Source organism: Dyadobacter frigoris (genome assembly GCF_005280585.1).
GTDB lineage: Bacteria > Bacteroidota > Bacteroidia > Cytophagales > Spirosomataceae > Dyadobacter > Dyadobacter frigoris.
In genome coordinates, this window is record NZ_SZVO01000002.1 from 259,870 (window position 1) to 279,870 (window position 20,001).

14 protein-coding genes are annotated in these 20,001 nt (G+C 39.6%); 7 read left to right on the top strand and 7 right to left on the bottom strand.

The window, feature by feature from the left end; genetic code table 11:
- Positions 1-73 precede the first annotated feature (73 nt).
- The 4 genes from FDK13_RS04865 to pgmB form a co-directional block, all read right to left on the bottom strand.
- On the bottom strand, positions 74-2,347 hold the full coding sequence (locus FDK13_RS04865; RefSeq protein WP_137338866.1) for a tetratricopeptide repeat protein: 2,274 nt from the start codon (positions 2,345-2,347) through the stop codon (positions 74-76).
- 125 nt (positions 2,348-2,472) lie between these two features.
- Positions 2,473-3,198 (bottom strand): 3-keto-disaccharide hydrolase, encoded by a 726-nt coding sequence (locus FDK13_RS04870; RefSeq protein ID WP_137338867.1) that lies wholly within the window; start codon positions 3,196-3,198, stop codon positions 2,473-2,475.
- Positions 3,199-3,272: 74 nt separating this feature from the next.
- The gene (locus FDK13_RS04875; protein ID WP_137338868.1) at positions 3,273-5,582 is read right to left on the bottom strand and encodes a glycoside hydrolase family 65 protein; all 2,310 of its coding nucleotides are present in this window, start codon (positions 5,580-5,582) and stop codon (positions 3,273-3,275) included.
- Between the two features lie 66 nt (positions 5,583-5,648).
- Positions 5,649-6,305 carry a beta-phosphoglucomutase gene (gene pgmB, locus FDK13_RS04880; RefSeq protein ID WP_137338869.1) on the bottom strand — a complete coding sequence of 219 codons (657 nt, stop codon included), beginning with the start codon at positions 6,303-6,305 and terminating at the stop codon, positions 5,649-5,651.
- 218 nt (positions 6,306-6,523) lie between these two features.
- Between pgmB and FDK13_RS04885 the strand changes: the two genes are divergently transcribed.
- The 4 genes from FDK13_RS04885 to FDK13_RS04900 all read left to right on the top strand — a co-directional run bounded on the left by FDK13_RS04885 (position 6,524) and on the right by FDK13_RS04900 (position 12,587).
- Positions 6,524-8,266, top strand: a complete 1,743-nt coding sequence (locus FDK13_RS04885) for an alpha-amylase family protein (protein ID WP_137338870.1) — start codon at positions 6,524-6,526, stop codon at positions 8,264-8,266.
- Between the two features lie 239 nt (positions 8,267-8,505).
- Entirely contained in the window at positions 8,506-10,497 is a 1,992-nt protein-coding gene (locus FDK13_RS04890) for a transporter-like protein (protein ID WP_137338871.1), read from the top strand.
- A 188-nt stretch (positions 10,498-10,685) separates the two neighbouring features.
- Positions 10,686-11,522, top strand: coding sequence for an N-acetylmuramoyl-L-alanine amidase-like domain-containing protein (locus FDK13_RS04895; protein WP_229215907.1), 837 nt, complete (start codon positions 10,686-10,688; stop codon positions 11,520-11,522).
- Positions 11,523-11,525: 3 nt separating this feature from the next.
- Positions 11,526-12,587 carry a mechanosensitive ion channel family protein gene (locus FDK13_RS04900; protein ID WP_137338873.1) on the top strand — a complete coding sequence of 354 codons (1,062 nt, stop codon included), beginning with the start codon at positions 11,526-11,528 and terminating at the stop codon, positions 12,585-12,587.
- Positions 12,588-13,287: 700 nt separating this feature from the next.
- Here FDK13_RS04900 and FDK13_RS04905 read toward each other — a convergent pair.
- The 3 genes from FDK13_RS04905 to FDK13_RS04915 form a co-directional block, all read right to left on the bottom strand.
- Positions 13,288-14,658, bottom strand: coding sequence for a sensor histidine kinase (locus tag FDK13_RS04905; RefSeq protein WP_137338874.1), 1,371 nt, complete (start codon positions 14,656-14,658; stop codon positions 13,288-13,290).
- Complete coding sequence (locus FDK13_RS04910; RefSeq protein ID WP_137338875.1) at positions 14,655-15,332, bottom strand: response regulator; 678 nt, start codon at positions 15,330-15,332, stop codon at positions 14,655-14,657. The genes FDK13_RS04905 and FDK13_RS04910 overlap by 4 nt, the downstream gene beginning before the upstream one ends.
- A gap of 221 nt (positions 15,333-15,553) precedes the next feature.
- Positions 15,554-16,114, bottom strand: a complete 561-nt coding sequence (locus FDK13_RS04915) for a DinB family protein (RefSeq protein WP_137338876.1) — start codon at positions 16,112-16,114, stop codon at positions 15,554-15,556.
- Between the two features lie 324 nt (positions 16,115-16,438).
- Here FDK13_RS04915 and FDK13_RS04920 point away from each other — a divergent pair, with 324 nt between their 5' ends.
- The 3 genes from FDK13_RS04920 to FDK13_RS04930 all read left to right on the top strand — a co-directional run bounded on the left by FDK13_RS04920 (position 16,439) and on the right by FDK13_RS04930 (position 19,976).
- Positions 16,439-17,044, top strand: a complete 606-nt coding sequence (locus tag FDK13_RS04920; protein WP_137338877.1) for a DUF4136 domain-containing protein — start codon at positions 16,439-16,441, stop codon at positions 17,042-17,044.
- Between the two features lie 65 nt (positions 17,045-17,109).
- A complete protein-coding gene (locus FDK13_RS04925; protein WP_137338878.1) occupies positions 17,110-17,769 on the top strand; it encodes a hypothetical protein in 660 nt (219 codons plus the stop codon).
- 53 nt (positions 17,770-17,822) lie between these two features.
- Entirely contained in the window at positions 17,823-19,976 is a 2,154-nt protein-coding gene (locus FDK13_RS04930) for a hypothetical protein (RefSeq protein ID WP_137338879.1), read from the top strand.
- Positions 19,977-20,001: the final 25 nt, after the last annotated feature.

Here is a 20,001-nt window from a genome sequence, read left to right on the forward strand (position 1 = left end):
GGGCAACCATTTCACATTTTTGTAGAGATTAATACCCAGAGGAATAAATTATTCGTTTTAAGAATTAATAGAGCTAAAATACCGGACATTGCGTCCCACTTCTTCCTTTTCTGCCAGGCATTTTAACTTTCTGAGATTTATACTTTCCTCTTTTTACTCTTACCATATCTTTATGTTTGGGATAAGGTAAAAACTTGAAGTCGTATTCGGGTATGAAATAATCCTCTTTGTACTCTGCAACCGGTAAAGGCATATAATGTCTTCCTTTAAACGCCAGTGTGTCGTACTCATAATCATAAAGATAGATGGTCACAAATCCGTCACGACTGTATTTAATACCTATGTCGGCAAAAGGACCATCATCACCCGCCGACGCGACCAGCTTCATCATTTCCTTTTGTTTTCCTTTAACAAGTACATTCATATTGTACTGAAAAACCCGGTGCAAGGAATCAATTTGTATCGCTACGCCAAGATAATATTTTGCATCTTTCATTTTCTGCTGTCCGGCATACATGACGGCCGTGTTATTCAGCGCACTTTTATCCTGATAAGTCTGGTAACTCAGTGAAGCTTCGTCATATTTCTGCCAGTATTTATAAACATTTCCCTGATTGACATTGTAAAATTTCCTGGCGGGTGCAACTTCCATGGCAGTCTTGAAATCCTGAAAAGAATTTTCATAACGCACATTCGCATCTTCAATCTGACGCCGTTGCTCGTGACGATTTCCCAGATAAGCCTGCACAATCCCGCGATTATTATACAAATAAGGCAACTCCGGATTTTCTTTTACCAGACTGTCAAATAATACCATGGATTTGTCAAGCTGATCGTTTTCAAGCAATGTGACACCCCAGCCATTTTGTGCTTTTATGTTTTCTGAATTCAGGGAAATCGCTTTTTTGAAAACGTTGTAACCCTTTTTAAACATGTCAAAATGTAAAAGCAAGTTTCCATAATTACTCCACATCCGGTCGTAATTCTGTTCGTAATTAAGCGCTTTGCTCAAAAATTGCCCCGCTTCCGAATACCTTTTCTGATCAATCATGATACTGCTCATGCCTGCCAAGGCTTCATAACGCGCACCATCCAGACGAATCGCAGTTGTAAAATCTTCCTGAGCTTCCTTTGATTTTTTTAAATAATATTCTGTGAAACCGCGTGTCACAAATAAATCAGCATAAAACTTATTTTCAGGATCCATGATCGACTCGGCTTTTTTGAAATCTGCCAACGTAAGCTCAAACTGTTTCATACCGTAATGCGCAACCGCCCTTCCCAGATAAGCAGGCAGATAAGAAGTATCCTTTTTTATCGCACGATCAAAAGAATTGTAAGCCGACTGGTAATCGTGATTGGATAAATGTGTATTGCCAATTCCCGAAAGCAATGCAGGCGTTTCCCGTTTAAGCGTTGAGGCTAATCGATAATATTGCTGCGCTTCCCTGATCTGGTTTAGTCCGTAAAACGTATGTGCAATTCCCAGATAGGCATCGCCCCTGAATGTTTTATCATCACTTTCCAGGTATTTTTCAAAAACAGCTTTTGCATTTGCAAACTGATTTAGAGAAAGCAGCGCATTTGCATACCGGATCTGCGCTTTGGCATGTTTACGTGCAACTTTTTCAAAATCTTTAACTGCCTTTTTCTGATTTCCGGTGCGCATCAAAATATCGCCGCGTTGCAAACGGTACGCCATGATTTCATCTTTCTGACGAATGGCAGAGGAGAATTCATCAGTAGCTTCGGGCAGAAGTCCGGTATATTTGTACATCAGGCCAACATTATAACTCCACTTTCCTTCTGAATTCTTTTGTTGATTTCCCTGAGCAAAACTTAAACCATCTGAAAATTTCTTCTCTTTTCCGTAGGCAACAATAGAATTTACGACGCTGTATGAATGGTTGGATACATTAGAAAAATCATCTCTCGATGCCTGGAATTTCCGGCTTAAAAGATTGAATAAACCTCTGTTATACTGAAGCTGCGCCTCTTGCCCAGACATATCGAGAGATTCCAGAATATGCAGTGCCTTTTGATAACTTCCTGATAATGCCAGTACAACTGCCTCATTATTCAATCGCTGAACCGAGTCCGACGGCATAAAAGATTGCTTGTCGTATTTTAAAAATTCAGTCTGAAGTTCCCGAAGCTCGTACTGATACTCAGGCGTTTTCAACAAGGCTGGATTATTTTCTTCAAAGGAGCGGTTAAAGATTACAAGAAGATCTTTTAGAAGTCTCTGGCAAGCACTAAAATCCTGCGCTGATGCCGGCTGTTTTACACATACCAAAAACATCACCGACATAATGATCAAGAACGACCGGATGACTTTCCTTATCATGACCCATAGGCTAGCGCGATTACTAACGTACTATAAATGAACAACATTATCAAAAATTACTTATTGACCGTCATATTATAGTCCTTTAATCTAATTTTTTCTTGCAATAAACTTATTGAAATCTTTTACAATTTTTTCAATTTAATATTGCGATACCAAACCGTACTTCCCCAATCCTGCAAACCGATTCTTCCTGTAAATGATCCTTTTGCAATCGGTGCAGCTTTCAGTCCGCTGCCTGCGATCCGTTGTTTCCAGTCGGCTCCTGCCAGGTCGTGTTCCTGCACCATAAATCCGTTTTGGTAAACAGTCAGTTTGTTTTTCTGGATAATAAAATGAATCTGATTCCACTCACCTTCCGGATTGCCTTCTCTCAAACGCGCATTGGCAACACTGAAAAAATCGCTGGCGCGATGGGTATTCTCTTTGGCGCCTTCGTAAATCTTGTCGTCAATTACCTGAAGCTCCAAACCGGTATCATGCATGTTTTTATACTGAGGGAGTTCTTTTACAAAAAAGAAAATCCCGCTATTAGCATATTTACTGACTTTCCATTCCGCTTTAAATTCGAAATCACCATTAATAGCTTCATCAATAACGATATCGCCGCCGCCTTTTGCTTTGTTCCCGGCGCGTTCAGGTACATTTAGTTTAATTGCTCCCTGCTCCACAATCCAGGCCGGACCAACTTCTTTCGCACCATAGGAATGCCAGCCTTTATAATCTTTACCATCGAAAAGCAATTTCCAGCCTTCCTTTTTTTCTTGTGCAGAAAGTGTATTTAAACTTTGAGAATTAACCTGAAAACTTAATAGAATTAGAAAACAGAAGAGATGAGGAAATTTGCGCATGATAAAGTAAATTTTATTGATCCGGTAAATACAAGTTCGCCGGATCAATAAAATACTGATTTATCTTAAATAAATTATTTTCTTTCTGTTGAATTGGCAGCAACAAGAAGCGGTTCGCCTTTTATCAAAATGGTAACGTCATGGTCTGAGATATTCTCGACTGCCACTCCTTCCTGCGTTACTTGAACCCGAAGCAAAGCACCACGGAACCCGATCCTGAAAGAATACGAATTCCATTGTTCAGGAATATATGGGTTTAGCGTTAACACGCCGTCTTTCACCCGCTGACCCGCAAAACCTTTCACAACACTCATCCAGGTTCCTGCCATGGAAGTGATGTGAAGCCCGTCTTCGGTATCATTATTATAATCGTCGAGATCAAGCCGGGAAGTCCGTACATACATTTCGTACGCTTTTTCTTTCAACCCGATTTTTGCTGCAAGAATCGAATGTACGCAAGGCGAAAGAGAAGATTCGTGAACCGTCATAGGCTCGTAAAACTCAAAATTCCGTTTGATTTCCTCAACCGAAAACTCATCCTCAAATAAATATAAACCCTGCAAAACATCCGCCTGTTTGATAAAACAAGATCTCAAAATTCTGTCCCATGACCATTTTTGATTAATTGGACGATGATCTGCGATATCGTTTACAGTCAATATTTCCTTGTCAAGAAATCCTTGCTGCTGCAAATAAACTTGTCTTTCCGGATCGTATGGAAAATGTATATTGTCAACAATATTTTTCCAATCCGCCATTTCACCATTCAGGTTGAAATGTGTTTGAAAAATAATTTCATTTAAACGCTCAGAACCCCAAAGTTTGCTGATCACTTCCAGTGTATAACGTAGCGTCCAGCAAGCAATATAATTGGTATACCAGTTGTTGTTGACATTATTTTCATACTCATTTGGCCCGGTAACACCCAGCATGACAAACTGATTTTTCTCAGCAGACCAGGTAATCCTTTGTTTCCAAAATCTTGAAATCCCTATTAAAACTTCCAGTCCGTATTCAGATAAATATGTTTCATCGCCCGTATATCTTACATAATCGTAAATTGCAAAAGCAATGGCTCCATTCCGGTGAATTTCCTCAAAAGTGATTTCCCACTCATTATGGCATTCCTCACCATTCATGGTCACCATTGGATAAAGTGCCGCACCACCGCTGAATCCTAGTTTTTCCGCATTTTCAATCGCTTTTTCCAAATGTCTGTGACGATAAACTAGCAGATTTCTGGCCACTTTTTCGTCAGCTGTTGAAAGGTAAAATGGAATACAATAGGCTTCGGTATCCCAATACGTACTTCCGCCGTATTTTTCACCGGTAAATCCTTTGGGGCCAATATTTAAGCGCTCATCTTCCCCGGTGTAGGTTTGGTTTAAATGGAAAATATTAAACCTGATTCCTTGTTGGGCAGCAATATCGCCTTCAATGGTAATATCATTTTTCTCCCATTTATCAGCCCAGGCTTTCACATGTTCCGCATATAATTGCGTAAAACCTTTTTCAGAAATACGTTTTATATAAGTTTTAGCCTCCGGAATCAGCTGATCTTTTTCGTAATTGGTTGAAGACAAATTAACAGCGTATTTGAAAATCGTCAATTCATCGCCTTCTTTCACTTCAATATGCACAACACCGGCAACGTATTTTTCACGGCGTGCGGGCAACGATTGGTAATCGGTTTTCAGACTATTGATTTTCAAATCAAAAGCCATCCCGGTCGCAACCTGAAATTGTTCAACACCATATGGATTTCCTTTTGTTTCCAAAACCAGATACCCTTCCGAAAAACTGGTTTCCTTATGGATTTCATTCCAGAACGTTTCATCATAATTCGAATCCCGGTTACTGATATTCCCATCCAGATAGGGCGTAATCGTGAAAGTATCCGTAAAATCCAGCGGTGTAACCGAATACTGTATCGCTCCGGATTCATCGTCTACCATGTTACAAAACCGCTTGGAATAGATCTTCAAACGTTTTCCGCTAGCCAGCTGAACCGTTGTAGTACGTTCCAAAGTTCCTTCCTGCATATTCAGCACCCTGCGAAAATCTTCAACCTGACAAGTATTCAGATCAAGCGTTTCCTCTCCTATTTTTATATCAATGCCCGTCCAGTTGCAGGCGTTAAGTACTTTTGCAAAATAATTTGGGTAACCATTTTTCCACCATCCAACACGCGTTTTATCAGGAAAATAGACCCCGGCTACATAATTTCCCAGTAATGTTTTTCCGGTATATTGTTCTTCAAAATTCCCGCGCTGACCCATCCGGCCATTTCCGAGGCTCATCAGACTTTCCGTAATTTCATTGTTAGCAGCATGGAAACCGTCTTCCACAATACTCCATTCGTCGTGTGTTATGTAGTTCTTCATTGGTTTTAGCTATTGGCGATTAGCTTTTAGCGATTAGTTTTGGCAGTTCGAATTCTGGTTGGACTGTTATTTTAATTTTTCGAAGAGATCTTTTACTGTGACACCGTCAAAACCTGGCATTACATAATCCGCTTCTGTTAAAACGGACGCCTGTCCTATCCCGACACCGATCATTCCTCCGGCTTTTGCAGCCTGAATTCCGGCCACGGCATCTTCGAAAACAATGCAATGTTCCGGTGCAACAGACAGATCTTCGGCCCCCATTAAAAAAACCTGCGGATCAGGTTTTCCTTTGGTGGCGCGGTTTCCGTCGACGATGGTATCAAAATAGTTAAGCATGTCCAGATTTGTCAGAATCGTTTTTGCATTTTTACTGGCCGATCCCAAACCTGTTTTTATCGAATCTGCTTTTAATTCATCCAAAAAATCCCGCACGCCCGGAAGTGCATCATCCGGTGTAATTTGTTTGCAAAATTCCAGATACTGCGCATTTTTCTCCGCAGCAAACTTTAATTTTTCTTCTTCACTTAATTTCACACCGCCAATCCCAAGTACTATTTCCAGCGATTCCATCCGGCTTATTCCCTTCAGTAACTCATTTTGTTCCAGTGTTAAATCGAATCCCAGCTGATTGGCAAGCTGGCGCCAGGCGAGGTAGTGGTATTTGGCAGTATCTACGATCACTCCATCCAGATCAAAAAGGCAAGCTTGAACAGTCGGCATATCATTTCAAAATTTAATATCTTGCAAAATAGTAAAAAGAGCGTTTTCGCTCACGTTGTCAAACGTTATTTCAAAAAAGTAATTCTATAATCAGCAATAAAGCTGACATTAGCATTACTAATTTTATTTGTCAAAGAAACATTTCTTTTTATTTCAAACAAATAATAAGCCAGGTGCCTGTTATTTGTATTTTTGTTTTAATACATCGAAAACCTGCTATGCCTGCGATCAACCAAGATAAACATATCATTTATCAGATTTTTACACGATTATTTGATAATCAAAATACAACAAATAAAATATACGGGACAATCCAGGAAAACGGCTCGGGGAAATTTAATGATATCACGGTTACCGCGCTGGAATCGATTAAAAAATTCGGGATCACGCATGTTTGGTATACCGGTATTATTGAACACGCGACCTTAACCGATTACTCTGAATTTGGAATAAAAATCGATCACCCACTGATTGTTAAAGGAATGGCGGGCTCACCTTATGCCGTAAAAGATTATTACGATGTGGATCCGGACCTGGCCGTTGACGTGGTAAACCGGATGAAGGAATTTGAAGATCTCCTAAAAAGAACGCATGATTCCGGATTGAAAGTGATTATCGATTTCGTTCCTAATCATGTTTCCCGTCAGTACCATTCCGATACTGCTCGTTCAGCCGGAATTAAAGATTTTGGCGAAGACGATGATACTTCGATAAGTTTTAGTCCGAACAACAATTTTTACTACATTCCAAACCAGGATTTTATCGTTCCCGAAGGCCATAAACCGCCGGTTAACGTGATTGCTCCGTATTCAGAACGACCGGCAAAAGCAACCGGAAATGATGTATTCCGGGCCCAGCCGAGTCAGTACGACTGGTATGAAACGATCAAACTGAATTATGGCGTAGATTATCTAAACGGCCATACTACCTATTTTGATCCGATTCCGTCGACGTGGTTGAAAATGCGGGATATTCTCATTTTCTGGACTTCGAAAGGTGTGGATGGATTTCGCTGTGATATGGCAGAAATGGTTCCGGTTGAGTTCTGGGGCTGGGTGATTCCGGAAATCAAAAAGATCAATCCTGATATTATTTTCATCGCCGAAATTTATAATCCTGTCGAGTATCACAATTACCTTAAAAACGGCCAGTTTACTTATCTGTACGATAAAGTAGGTTTATACAATTCTCTTCGCCGTCTTATGGAAGGCGGCGGAACGGTTGAGGATATTACCAGATTATGGCAGCAGGAATCAGGCGACATCTCTGAAAACATGCTGCGCTTTTTGGAAAACCATGACGAACAGCGTATTGCCTCAAAATATTTCGCCGGCGATTCATGGATTGCAGTACCGGCTATGACACTCAGCGCCACATTACACACGGGTCCTTTAATGATTTATTTCGGGCAGGAACTGGGTGTAAATCCAGTTGTATCCGAAGGTTTTCAGGGAGAAGATGGCCGGACAACGATTTTTGACTATTGGAGCGTTCCTGAAATTCAGGAATTTGCAAACGGGGGGAAATTTGACGGCGAATTGTTGGCAACTGAACAAAAAAGACTCCGCGCTTTTTATGAAAATCTGAACAAGTTTGTCACCAAAAATGAAGCTGTTTATGCCGGAAGTTTTTATGATCTTCAATACGTAAATATTGACGGACAGAGCCAGGATTATGACAAAACGCGCGTTTACAGCTATTTACGCTATACTGATAAACAGAAACTTTTGTTCATTTATAATTTTGACAAAGAAAAATCCTGTCATACCAATGTACGTATTCCGCAGGATGCCTGGACCGATACTTTGAAACTAAAATCAACCGGATCTTATATTTTGAAGCAGGTTTTCCCTTTGCTCATTTTAACCCCAAATATTAAACCATCAGAAATAACGTCTACCGGAATTCCGCTTACTTTACCACCGGTTTCAGTTTATGTCTATGAAATTCTGGAAGATTAAAATTCAGACAACACAGGAAAATTGGCTCCTTTTTAACACTAAAATGAAGTGGAAAGATTGATATTTATGAATGCTGGTTTTCCTGTGTTTCAAGAAAATGAAATTTTTAATATTCCAATACATCCTTGCACTATTGAAACAAAAGTCCTATCCGAATCAAAAGAAGTATTAAATTTACGTTAATGGCACGGCATTTATTTATTTCAAGCCCGATATAAACGCTTTAATCCTTCTATCCTATGAGCAGCGTTTTAGATCCAAACCGTATCAATTATCTCGGGAAATTTGTTGAACTCATCCGAAGTTCCTTTCATGCAAAAACGAATAAGAATAAACCTTTTTCGGAAATCCTTACCAGTATTCTGATGGATCGCCGCGAAAAAGATCTTTTGGCGGAACAGATATACTCCATTCTTATTTCAGCAAAATTTGTATCACTGCTTACAGAAGCTGAAATTGGCTCGACTCGTGGCTTTTTCTCTGATGCATCAGCCCGTTTAGGTTACAAATTTCTTCCGCCCGTTCATGAAGAAACGGAACTTCGCACGCAGTTTGACAATCTGTTTAATAACAAAAAAGATTACTTCTGGGTACAGGCCATTCCGGATGAAAACTGGTGTAGTTTCTTTGCCGATATTTTCATTGAAAACAGCCCGACACTAAAACAGCATATAGAAAAAGAGCTTTTAAATTCCATTTTGGTACTTGCTCAACGCGCCGCCAATCTGGGAATTGAACCGGAAGTTATCTCAAAAATACCTCGCGTAGATGATCTTGATTCTCCTTTTTTAGGATTGAATCGTGAAGTGATGCTGTATGTTGAAAAAACATTAAACCAGTTCGACTATAAAAATGAAGACCGGGATAATGATTACAAACATATTCTGGTGATGATCAATCAGTGTAAAAGCCAGGTTACATATATCTACAAACACAAAGATCTTTTTGGAATAAGTCTTCAGCTCACAGCGTTGATCCGTCAGCTGGAACAATATCTCAAACGGCTGACACAACTGCTTGACTTGCTGCAAACCAATGAAAAAGCCAGACAATGGCTCATAATAACGCATTTGCTGAAAGAGTTTGTCTATGCAGAAAATACAAAATACAGCCTGCGAAAGCACTTTTCTATTAATCTGCAATTACTGACTTTCAAAGTCATTGAAAATACTTCGAAAACGGGAGAACATTATATTTCTTCGGACAAGGCGGGTTACTGGAAATTATTTCGAAGGGCTTTGGGTGGAGGTGTCGTTGTAGGTTTGTTGTGCTGCAACAAAACAAGATTATATTTCCAACATCTGCCTATTTTCTGGGAAGCCTTTTTTTACAGTATGAATTATTCGATCGGCTTCATGCTGATCCACATACTTGGCTTTACAATCGCGACTAAACAGCCGGCAATGACGGCTTCTACCATTGCGGCAAATCTCAGTAACAATGGTGAAAATCCTAACTGGCTGGAAACGACAACCCAGCTTTTGATCAGACTGATCCGTAGCCAGTTTATCTCGCTTGTAGGAAATGCAGCTATCGCTTTTCCGGTTGCCTATGGCCTCGACAGAGTTTATTATTATGTTTACGGATACCACATTGCTGATGCCGCAAAAGCGATAAAACTGATCGGCGAACTTAATGTCTGGGAAAGTCTGGCTATTCCCCATGCCGCTCTTGCCGGAGCTTATTTAATGATATCAGGCTTAATTTCAGGATATTATGAAAACAAATGGATTTATGACAAATATACTTTAAGAATCAAAAGTCATCCGGGACTTATCCGGTTTTTCGGACAGGAAAAACTGAACAGGATTGCACTTTACCTTGAACATAATTTTGGCGCTTTGGCAGGAAATTTTGCACTGGGTGTCTTTCTCGGAGCAACCAGCGCGGTTGGTTTTACATTAGGCTTACCTCTGGATATTCGTCACATTACATTTGCATCTGGGAATTTCGGGCTGGCTTTTGCCGGATTGCACAGCCATATTTCCACAGATCTGTGGATTAATTCCATTATAGGTATTTCGTGTATCGGTATAATGAACGTGCTTGTAAGTTTCGGACTTTCCATTGCATTCGCTCTGAAATCAAGAAATGCAAAATTCAGTGAAGTGAAAAGCTTGCTGGGAAACCTATCCTGGCAATTTTTTCACCACGGTTCAGCATTCTTTTTTCCTATTAAAGAACCTGCTGTCGGCAATGATGAGCTGCCAGAAGCGTTTGTTAACAGATAGATGCGAAAGTGATAAAGGAAGTCGTTTTAATGAAGACAATTATATTTCCAAAATATGATAAATTTGTTTTAAATAGCGGTTTTGGTAGCCTGAGCGATATAGATATTGCACAAAATTCACTTTATTGTTAAAAATAATTTCTCCTTAAAGATTATCACGTTATGAACAGCGGTAAATTATTACCTGCAATGAAAATAAGAATTGCTTTTTTACAATTATTCACATTTTCATTAATAATATTTTTCTCAGCAGAATCACAGGCGCAATTAGCCACACAGAAAGCTTTTACCCAAAAAATGGAGCTTCCCGGCAACGGTGATTTGGGGACACAGGTTTTACGCATGGCCGAATCTTTTTTAGGCACACCTTATGTTGCAAGCACACTGGAAGGAAATCCGACAGAAAAGCTTGTCTGTAAGTTTGATGGACTGGATTGTACTACACTAGTGGAAAGTTCGATTGCACTGGCACTTGCCAAAAGTGAGAATCTGAATTATGATGGCTACAAAACAGAACTTACCAAAATCCGGTACAGAGACGGTGTGATAGATGGTTACCCTTCAAGATTACATTATGTTTTGGACTGGATGTATGAAAATGAAAAGCGCGGCCTACTGGAAGATATAACTTCCAAGGTAGGTGGCGTGCCTTTTAAAAAGGAAATTAATTTTATGTCAACCCATGCGAATTTTTATCCCGCGCTGGACAATACGGAGGTTTGGGAAAAAATTAAAGAACAGGAAAACATTATCAACAGCCGGGAATATTCTTACATTCCAAAAGCGTCGCTCCAAAAAGCAGAACCTATGCTGCGCGACGGCGATATTGTTGCTTTCACTTCATCGGTAGAAGGACTTGATTGTAACCACATGGGCATTATCACAAAAATTGGAAACCGTGCATACTTATTGCACGCATCACTGGCAGGAAAAAAAGTAATTTTATCCGCCCTGCCGTTAGCAGAATACGTGGCATCAGTTCCTAAACATACAGGAATGATCGTGGCGCGGCTCACAGAACAATAAGCAATGAATAATTTCCTGGAATTACTTGATTACAAAAACTCTCCCTGGCTAATCATTCTGCTAGTCACGCTGATAGGCTTGGTGATTAGTCTGATTGTTATAAAAACAATTGCTATTACGGCACGAAAAAAAGAATGGCCCGTGGTCAGGGCAATTCACGAGAATCAAACGAGTGTTCTGTATTTTTTCATTCCGTTACTAATCATAACGTTAATAACTAAAACGTATTCCGAATCACATCCAGAGTATGAATTTACACATGGCATCAGCAAAATAGCGCTGATTGCGGTAAGTACCTGGTTAATGACGCGCATTGTGATCATCATTGAAAAAATCCTGATTGCCAAACTGGATTTTGACACGCCGGATAATAATGAAGCGAGAAAATTTTACACCAAAATTAAATTTGTAAAAAGGATTGTAATCATTCTGACGATCGTTTTTGGTGTTTCGATATTATTATTGAGTTTTGACAGCGTTCGGCAATATGGTGTTGGCATCCTTACTTCGGCGGGTATTGTCAGTGTAATTATTGGTTTTGCGGCGCAAAAATCGCTTGGAAATCTTCTCGCTGGTATTCAAATCGCCTTTACCCAACCTATCAAAATCGACGATGTTGTGATTGTTGAAGGTGAATGGGGACGGATTGAAGAAATAAACCTTACCTATGTCGTTGTTAATATCTGGGATTTACGCCGGATGGTTTTGCCGATAACCTATTTCATCGAAAAACCTTTTCAAAACTGGACCAGAAATGATAGCACGTTAATTGGTACTGCATTTTTCAATTTGAATTATCATACGCCAGTTGAAAAATTACGCGAAAAACTGGAAGAAATTCTTCTGAACACACCTCTTTGGGATGGTAAATCATGGGCATTGCAAGTAACTGATACGCAGGCACAATTCATGGTTGTCCGCGCCATTATGTCTGCCAGGAATTCTTCACAAGCATTTGACCTGCGCTGTCTGGTTCGCGAAAAAATCATTGAATTTATTAGAGATGAATATCCGGAATCTCTGCCGGGATTGATGATTGAAGGAAAATCCCTGCCCACGGAATAAATTCCGTGGCTACAATGTCGGCGATACCTACGGTATTTATTCATATCAACCCAAATACCGTAGGTATGCCCGACATTGTAGCCGCGGGTTTCAACCCACGGAAAAAACCATAATCCAAAAAAAATGGCCATCGAAACCCGATGGCCATTTTTTGTCTTACTACTCACCTCTCAATTTAACTTATTACAGTTAAGCGTTGAATCTTACATGCTGCCAATGAGACATCGGACAGCGTCGATAGAGAGTTTCTATCAATTTCTTTTTCCGTTTCCTGATCAAATTTAAAACGGTTTATATTTTTCATTGCCTCGGATCAACTAAGACACTTTTCAAAAGTCCAATCTTAATTATTTTCCTTCGACAAGATCCTATTTTCTCTAATTATGAAATAAATAACCCAAAAGTTTCTCATTTTAATATGACAATAAGTCTTGCCGCGGCCCCTTTATTGTCAACTTTGAATTACTAAAAATTGAAACTATCCTTCCCCTTTGTTATTTCAATAAGAACAGGCGTAATATTAAATCCTTAAAGACTGAAAAGTAAACTACCAACTGAAACGGCGATGCTAAATTTATACGATTGAAAATCATTTGTATCATAAAATCAGTCAGACCGATTTTATGATACAAATGACCTCAGACCTTGTTAAAGTCAGATTAATGCCAAATTAAAATCAAATTAAAAAGAAAGTCACTTTTCAGAAAGGGGGGAATTTTAACGTAAAAGTACTCCCCAGGCCGACTTTGGATTCAACCTCAATACTTGCGCCCTGCATTGTGATAATGCGTTTTGTAAGCGCTAAACCTATACCATAACCGGCTTTGCTCATCGTAGTGGCGCTGCGGTAAAAGGTGTCAAAAACATAAGGTAATTCCGCAGCTGCAATGCCCATGCCCACATCTTTGAAAGAAATCTTGATCAGATCCTTATCAATTTCAAGAAACACATTAACGCTATGATTATCAGAATATTTACAAGCATTATCCATCAGATTCATGAAGGCCGTTCTCAATAAACTTTCATCGCCATAGCGTAATAATTCTTCCTCATTTTCCGGAATCTGGTCATAGTTAATATGTACCTGATATCCCGGATTTTTTTGCTGGATAGAAGATTGTGCCTGCCACAAAACCTCATCAATCCTGATTTTGGAAAACGTAACACGAAATGCATGTTCCTCCGTTCTTGCCAGTTCAAGCAATCTGCTCACGAGTTCATTCATTTCCTTCACCTCTTCCAGAATTCCTTTTAAAGCTTCCTCATAATAGTCCCGGTCTCTGGCCTTCATGAGCGTAACTTCAACTTCGCTCATAATTAAGGCCAGCGGAGTACGTAATTCATGAGATGCATGTGAAACGAAATTCTTCTGGGCTACAAATGCGATTTCAAGCCGGTTCAGCATGAGGTTAAATGTTTGTGCCAGCAGGGCCAGCTCATCCTTTTCTCTCCCTACCGTTACCTTGTCATGAAGATTCCCGGCAGAAATATTATTTACCTGGGCAATAATATCAGAAACCGGTTTTATCGCATCCGTGGCAAACTGCCAGCCGGCCACTCCTACCAATACCAGTGAAAGCAGCCAGCCAATAACCAGAATCTCCCTTAATCGCTGTAATTGATTTGTACCAAGATGATCATTTGCTATGGCCACTACTACCCAGGGTTTCCGATGGTCCTGCAAAATATGCCTTATTACAATAACTTCTTTTTTGGCATGTTTGGTATGAATTTCCCGACCACTTCTGGCATCATTCAGCATTTGATGTGTCAGAATAAATTCAAAAGAACCACTGTTAAAAATTACCGAATCCGAGCCGTTATAAATCGTTATCTCTTCATCAAGTAATACGGTATTATTTTCTTTTTCAATTTTTGCAATATCCGCCTTACTGATCCCATTACTGGCCTCTACCAGCTGCGCGATTGTCTGCCCACGTTCATTCAGGAAAGAATAAAACTGTTTTTCCCGGTACTGATCATAGAAATAATAAATCGACAAACAAAAAAGAGCCATGATGGATCCAACCAGCATGGTAAACAGTAAAGTAAGACGGGTTTTTATGTTCATTCTTCCTTAAAAATATAACCCATTCCAACCACCGTATGAATTAGTTTGGTGGTATAATCTTTATCAACTTTTTTACGTAAGAAATTGATATATACATCAATAACATTGGTTCCTGTATCAAAACGAATATCCCAAACCTGTTCTGCAATATCAACTCTTGACACTACCCTGCCCCTGTTTCGCATCAGATATTCCAGTAAAGCAAATTCCTTTGCCGTCAGGTCAATCCGGTTGCCTGCTCTTCTGGCTACTTTTTCATCCAGGTTTAATTCCAGATCGGCAAGTTTCAATATCTGGCTTGATTGCTCCCGGTTGCTATTTCTTTGTGATAAAACTTTAATACGAGCGATCAATTCCCGAAATTCAAATGGTTTTACCAAATAGTCATCCCCGCCTGCTTCAAAGCCATCGAGCTTGTCATCAATTGTGCCAAGTGCTGTCAAAAACAAAATTGGCGTGGCCAATCCGTCATTTCTAAGTTGTTTTGCCAAATCGTATCCATTGAGTAATGGCAGATTAACGTCCAGGATAATTACATCAAATCTGTAGTTAGAAGCCATTTTCTTACCAACCTGGCCATCATAGGCTAGTTCAACTTCCCACGATTGTTCTTCAAGACCGCGTTTTAAAAATCCAGCCAGCTTTGGCTCATCTTCTACAACTAATATTTTCATACGCTTAGGGTTTTTCTGAAAAATCTACCAAATGTGGCACGGATTTCAGACATTTCATAAAAAAAGCCACTCGATGAACCGAATGGCTTTTTGACATATATCCACACCATTAAAGAGATTGTATTCATAGAATACTACCTTCAATTATTATGCAAAATAGAACTTTTTCTTAGTATTTAACACAATGTTTCTAAGAAATACAAAATTTTATGCAAGTCAGGTCAATAATAATCTTCATTGCCACCGAAGTTTGCACGGTCATCAAAGGCACCGAAATCATCCTCTTCTTCCAGCTGCATTCCTTTCAAAGCCTTCTTGATCAGGCCTATCTGTCCGGCGTGATACACATCGTGCTGAATCACACCATGAATCATTGTGTAGTAAGAATAATCTCTGCCGGGCACAAAATCTTCAAGAAAACTATCATTTTCTATTTTTTCAAGCTCAGAAATAAGTTCTTCCTGCGACAAGCTTAGCTCCATCTGAATAGCTTCCCATTCAAATTCGTCCACAATAGGAAACTTTTTCCAGTCTTTATCCTGTGTTTTAATATCAAATTCTTCATCACCCTGAATTTTGCGGACGGCAAATATCCTCCATGTCGTCATGTGATATACAATTTCCGCGATGGAATGCGTGTTTGCGCTTAGTCTCAGCTCGGCCATTTTGGGGGTTACATCGCGCAATGCTTCTACTACGGACGGGCCGTACCAGGCTTCTTCACTTTCATAAGTATCGTTGAGTACATCTATGATCCTTAAAATTTCTTCTTTTGTTTCCATATATAATTGGTTCGAATCTCGAAATTACATTTCAGCCTGAGTAACAAATTTTTATTAATGCTAAAATAAAACAACGAACGGGACAAAATCAAATAAAGTTCGGCGGTAACAATTTCAAAGTTCCAAACTACATAATTCCACCGAAATAAAATTTATTTAACCAGGTTATTTTATTGAAATCGTTACAACCAAAATCCGTTCCGGATGGTCATAATAAAACGTATCTCACAAAAAAAATATAAAAATTAATGTGTTAAATGCGGAAAAGTAAAATGATCATTTTTAAAATTCGTTATTAAAAAACTAAAAACAGAAAATATCACCATGCTGAAAAAAGCTTCATTTTTAATCATCTTTGCCGCAATCTGGCTGACTTCCTGTACCAAAGATCCGATCAACGATTTAACCGATCCGGACTCTCAGGTTTTTATTACAAATCATGATAAAAGTATAGATTTCAAACAATTCAAAACTTTTAGTATCGCCGATTCAGTTGTAGTTGTGGAGGATGACAGATCCGGAACAGCACTGACGGACATGGACAAGCAAATATTATCCACTGTGATAACAAAAATGCAAAGCCTGGGTTACACCTATGTGGCTGCAAGCAAAAAACCTGACGTCGGACTTACCGTTGCAAGAATTACAAATAACTATTTAAATGTAGTTTCAACACCTTATTCATCCTATTATGGCGGATATTACGGTGGATATGGTTACGGATATCCAAGCTATTATTCCTACTATCAGACAAGCGAAAGTTATTGGTCTGTTTCCATGCTTGATCTGAAAAATGCAAATACGGCCACTAAAACATTAAATGTCATCTGGGATGCGCAAATTCGGGGTGACGGCCTCGGGAATACGGATTATTTCAGTGAAATGATTGATTCAATTTTCGGTCAGTCTACCTATTTGAAAATTAACTAGACCCTGTTTATTGCTTTCTGATTTTTTGATCGGGAAATAAATAATTTCAAAAACATTATTTCAAAATGAAAAAACTAATCATTGCTGCTTTTCTTTTAGCAGGTTTTGCACCGGCATTTGCTCAGGAACAAACACCGAAATTATATACTTTGCCTTCTCCTTATGACCGTTACACCACTTATCTGGTAACTGCGCGCTTGACGAGTGCCATACCAATTGGATCTTTCAAAAATGATTACATTGATAAAGCATCCTTTGAAAACTATTCAATTTCCCTTGAATGGGTTTTACAAAATTCTTTTTCAGTCGGCGGTGAGATTGGATACTCTTATTTCAAACAACGATTACCAAGAGCACTTTACACCTCAGGCGATCAGACAATTTCTGCCATTCAAACCAGAACCGTGTCTCAATATCCAATCCAGGCATTTGTTAACTATCATTTTTTGCCAAAAAGTTCAGCAATTCAACCTTACGTCCAGATAAGCGCCGGAGGTAGTATTCTTGATTACACCGTTTATTATGGAAGTCTGGCCGATCAGAAACAAAAAATCCGCCCAACTTACGGGGTTGGTGTTGGATCTAAATTTCTATTTAAAAAAGATGGCTCTTTTGGTGCTGATGTACGGGTTAAGTACGCAGGAACATCCTTTAAATACGATTATCTTACCAGCGGCATTTCATCTCTCAATACTTCCATTGGTTTGTTTTACCGTTGGTGGTAACCTATATTTAGCGGTTCACAGTTTAATTTTCAGTTTTGCATAAAAAAAACATTTTGTCAAAATCAGCAATTATTTGGATCAGTACTTTACTCCTGGTTTTGTCGGGAGCGGGTATCTGGGCCTGGCAACGATATGGGCCGTCGGAAGGAAAAGTATTTGTTGAAATCCCGAACGAACTGCCTTTCGCAACCACGATCGATTCTGCCTCTAATGCCTGTGATTTAACTGTGAGGCGATACCGGCAAATCGGGAAAGAAATGCAGTTTGAACTTGCTGCCAACGCCGGAGGACTGGCACCTTATAATGTTGAAATTATTCAAAACGGAAAAGTACAGCGGTTTGAAAAAGTACCGCATCGACTGGGAATCTGGCTTACTTTGACCGATATTAATTTAAATGAAGGAAAAACTTCGATCAAGGTAAGCAGCATTGGACAGCCAGGATGTGAAACAACAGCTGAATTTGATTACAATACTTCCCTAAAAACCCAGATTCTGGAAGAGTCAAAATGGGTGCGCCAAGGAAGTAAGGATAATTGGCTTGATGTCCGTCCGGTTGTCAAAAACAACCGCATTTTCTTAAAAGATTTTGCCAATTTTCAGGATGGCCGAACGCATGTGGTCATGATTGATAATATTGTGGTTACCGGACTGGAAAATGGCTTGGAAGTTAAACCAGGCTATCTTTATAATGTTACCGCCAAATGGATTGACGCGCCTTATAATGACTGGTGGAACAGTTTGAAAAACCGTAGTGTACGTCAGCAAAATATCTGGATCAGTGCAAATGGCGTTACAGCAAAAGAAGAATCTACACTTACGCGAATTGATATCCCAACATGGTATGCCCCGAAAAAGGATATTAACGTCCACTTTGATACCGATTTCCCGGAGTTCAAACCCATAGAAGGAAAACTGGTGATGCAATACCGGTTGAATAACTGGGTACCGGCTCAAAATTATTTTAATCGTGGCATCACACATTTACCAGCCTGGGAAAAAAATGTCCCTACTGACAAAATGCACTGGACAGCATCTCCTGGTCTTTTTCAGGATAAAAACCAGGATTGGTTTGCCGGCTTACCAAGGGAAGAAGTTGAGAAATTAGGAAACAATATTACCGGTTTCGGAGCTTACGCCTTCGATTTCGAATTCTGGAATCAGATATACACTCCGGAAGTGAAACAACGACTGATATGGTTTGCAGAACGTATAAGAAAAAATAATCCAAACATGAATCTTTTCGATTATTGGGGCGGAAGTGCTTACACCAATCCGCATTTCAATACCATGAACGACAAAAAGCCTGGTTCGTTTTTGAAAGATTATGACAATCCGGCTCCTAATCATACCAATTACGATATTTTGCCAAATGGTGACAGTTTTCAAAATGTATTTAACGTTTCTCCAACGGACGTTTACCCACGGCCTTCATTTGGGGTAGATGAACAGGGAAATACGCCAAATAATTTTACTTTACTTTCCGCCATTCACGCTTTGCGAATCAACGAACTGATTCCATTTCAAAAGAAAAATAAATCCATATTCTACGCCTGGAACCGTTATATGCCGCTTTACAAAGATCCGGTTGTGCCCTGGCATTTGGAAACTACAGATCCAAAAGGAGAGCTTGTTTTTGGTCAGCTGGAAATGATGCCTGCAAGTCAGGCATTGAGCATGTCTCTTTTTTCACTGATTCTTTTTGACGGTTATTACATTTGGCACGATAGTCAGGCAGCGGGCAGAGGGGCAAATTCTTATCGTATCACGCCTGAGTCTATGGATTGGGGCAAGGAATGGTATCCGGCTGATGCCAAAACAAATATTTCAGTTTTCAACCGCACCGTTCCGGATGGAGAAGCTCCAAGGTACTGGGATTATCCGACGGAATTTTATGTACTGGGAAACTGGATGGCAAAACAGGTTGAAGATGTTCTCGTTGGCGGAACAAATCAGGATTTAGCTTTTGAAATGAATGGCACCTGGCACGAACCGAAAAAGGGACAGGCAGCACTGGTTGCAGATAAGAAAGAGCCTTTCATTTCTGCTATTGTGAAAGGAAATAAAATTGTGGTGTTGGGTATAGATAGTTTCCAGTCTCCTACGGCTACGAAAAAACTTACAATAAGATTGCCTGACGGAGAAAAAACCTCCATTTTACTTTACGGAAACTGGCCCGCATTATATCGCGGCACTTTGAAGAAATAAAATATTGGAGCGGGAAATAAACAAA

Bases quoted from the DNA above. Each gene is read 5' to 3' on its own strand.
- FDK13_RS04900 (WP_137338873.1), top strand. From the start codon at position 11,526: ATGAATAATTTCCTGGAATTACTTGATTACAAAAACTCTCCCTGGCTA.
- FDK13_RS04875 (WP_137338868.1), bottom strand. From the start codon at position 5,582: ATGAAGAACTACATAACACACGACGAATGGAGTATTGTGGAAGACGGT.
- FDK13_RS04915 (WP_137338876.1), bottom strand. From the start codon at position 16,114: ATGGAAACAAAAGAAGAAATTTTAAGGATCATAGATGTACTCAACGAT.
- FDK13_RS04870 (WP_137338867.1), bottom strand. From the start codon at position 3,198: ATGCGCAAATTTCCTCATCTCTTCTGTTTTCTAATTCTATTAAGTTTT.
- FDK13_RS04885 (WP_137338870.1), top strand. From the start codon at position 6,524: ATGCCTGCGATCAACCAAGATAAACATATCATTTATCAGATTTTTACA.
- FDK13_RS04920 (WP_137338877.1), top strand. From the start codon at position 16,439: ATGCTGAAAAAAGCTTCATTTTTAATCATCTTTGCCGCAATCTGGCTG.
- FDK13_RS04925 (WP_137338878.1), top strand. From the start codon at position 17,110: ATGAAAAAACTAATCATTGCTGCTTTTCTTTTAGCAGGTTTTGCACCG.
- FDK13_RS04865 (WP_137338866.1), bottom strand. From the start codon at position 2,347: ATGATAAGGAAAGTCATCCGGTCGTTCTTGATCATTATGTCGGTGATG.
- FDK13_RS04895 (WP_229215907.1), top strand. From the start codon at position 10,686: ATGAAAATAAGAATTGCTTTTTTACAATTATTCACATTTTCATTAATA.
- FDK13_RS04905 (WP_137338874.1), bottom strand. From the start codon at position 14,658: ATGAACATAAAAACCCGTCTTACTTTACTGTTTACCATGCTGGTTGGA.
- pgmB (WP_137338869.1), bottom strand. From the start codon at position 6,305: ATGCCGACTGTTCAAGCTTGCCTTTTTGATCTGGATGGAGTGATCGTA.
- FDK13_RS04890 (WP_137338871.1), top strand. From the start codon at position 8,506: ATGAGCAGCGTTTTAGATCCAAACCGTATCAATTATCTCGGGAAATTT.
- FDK13_RS04910 (WP_137338875.1), bottom strand. From the start codon at position 15,332: ATGAAAATATTAGTTGTAGAAGATGAGCCAAAGCTGGCTGGATTTTTA.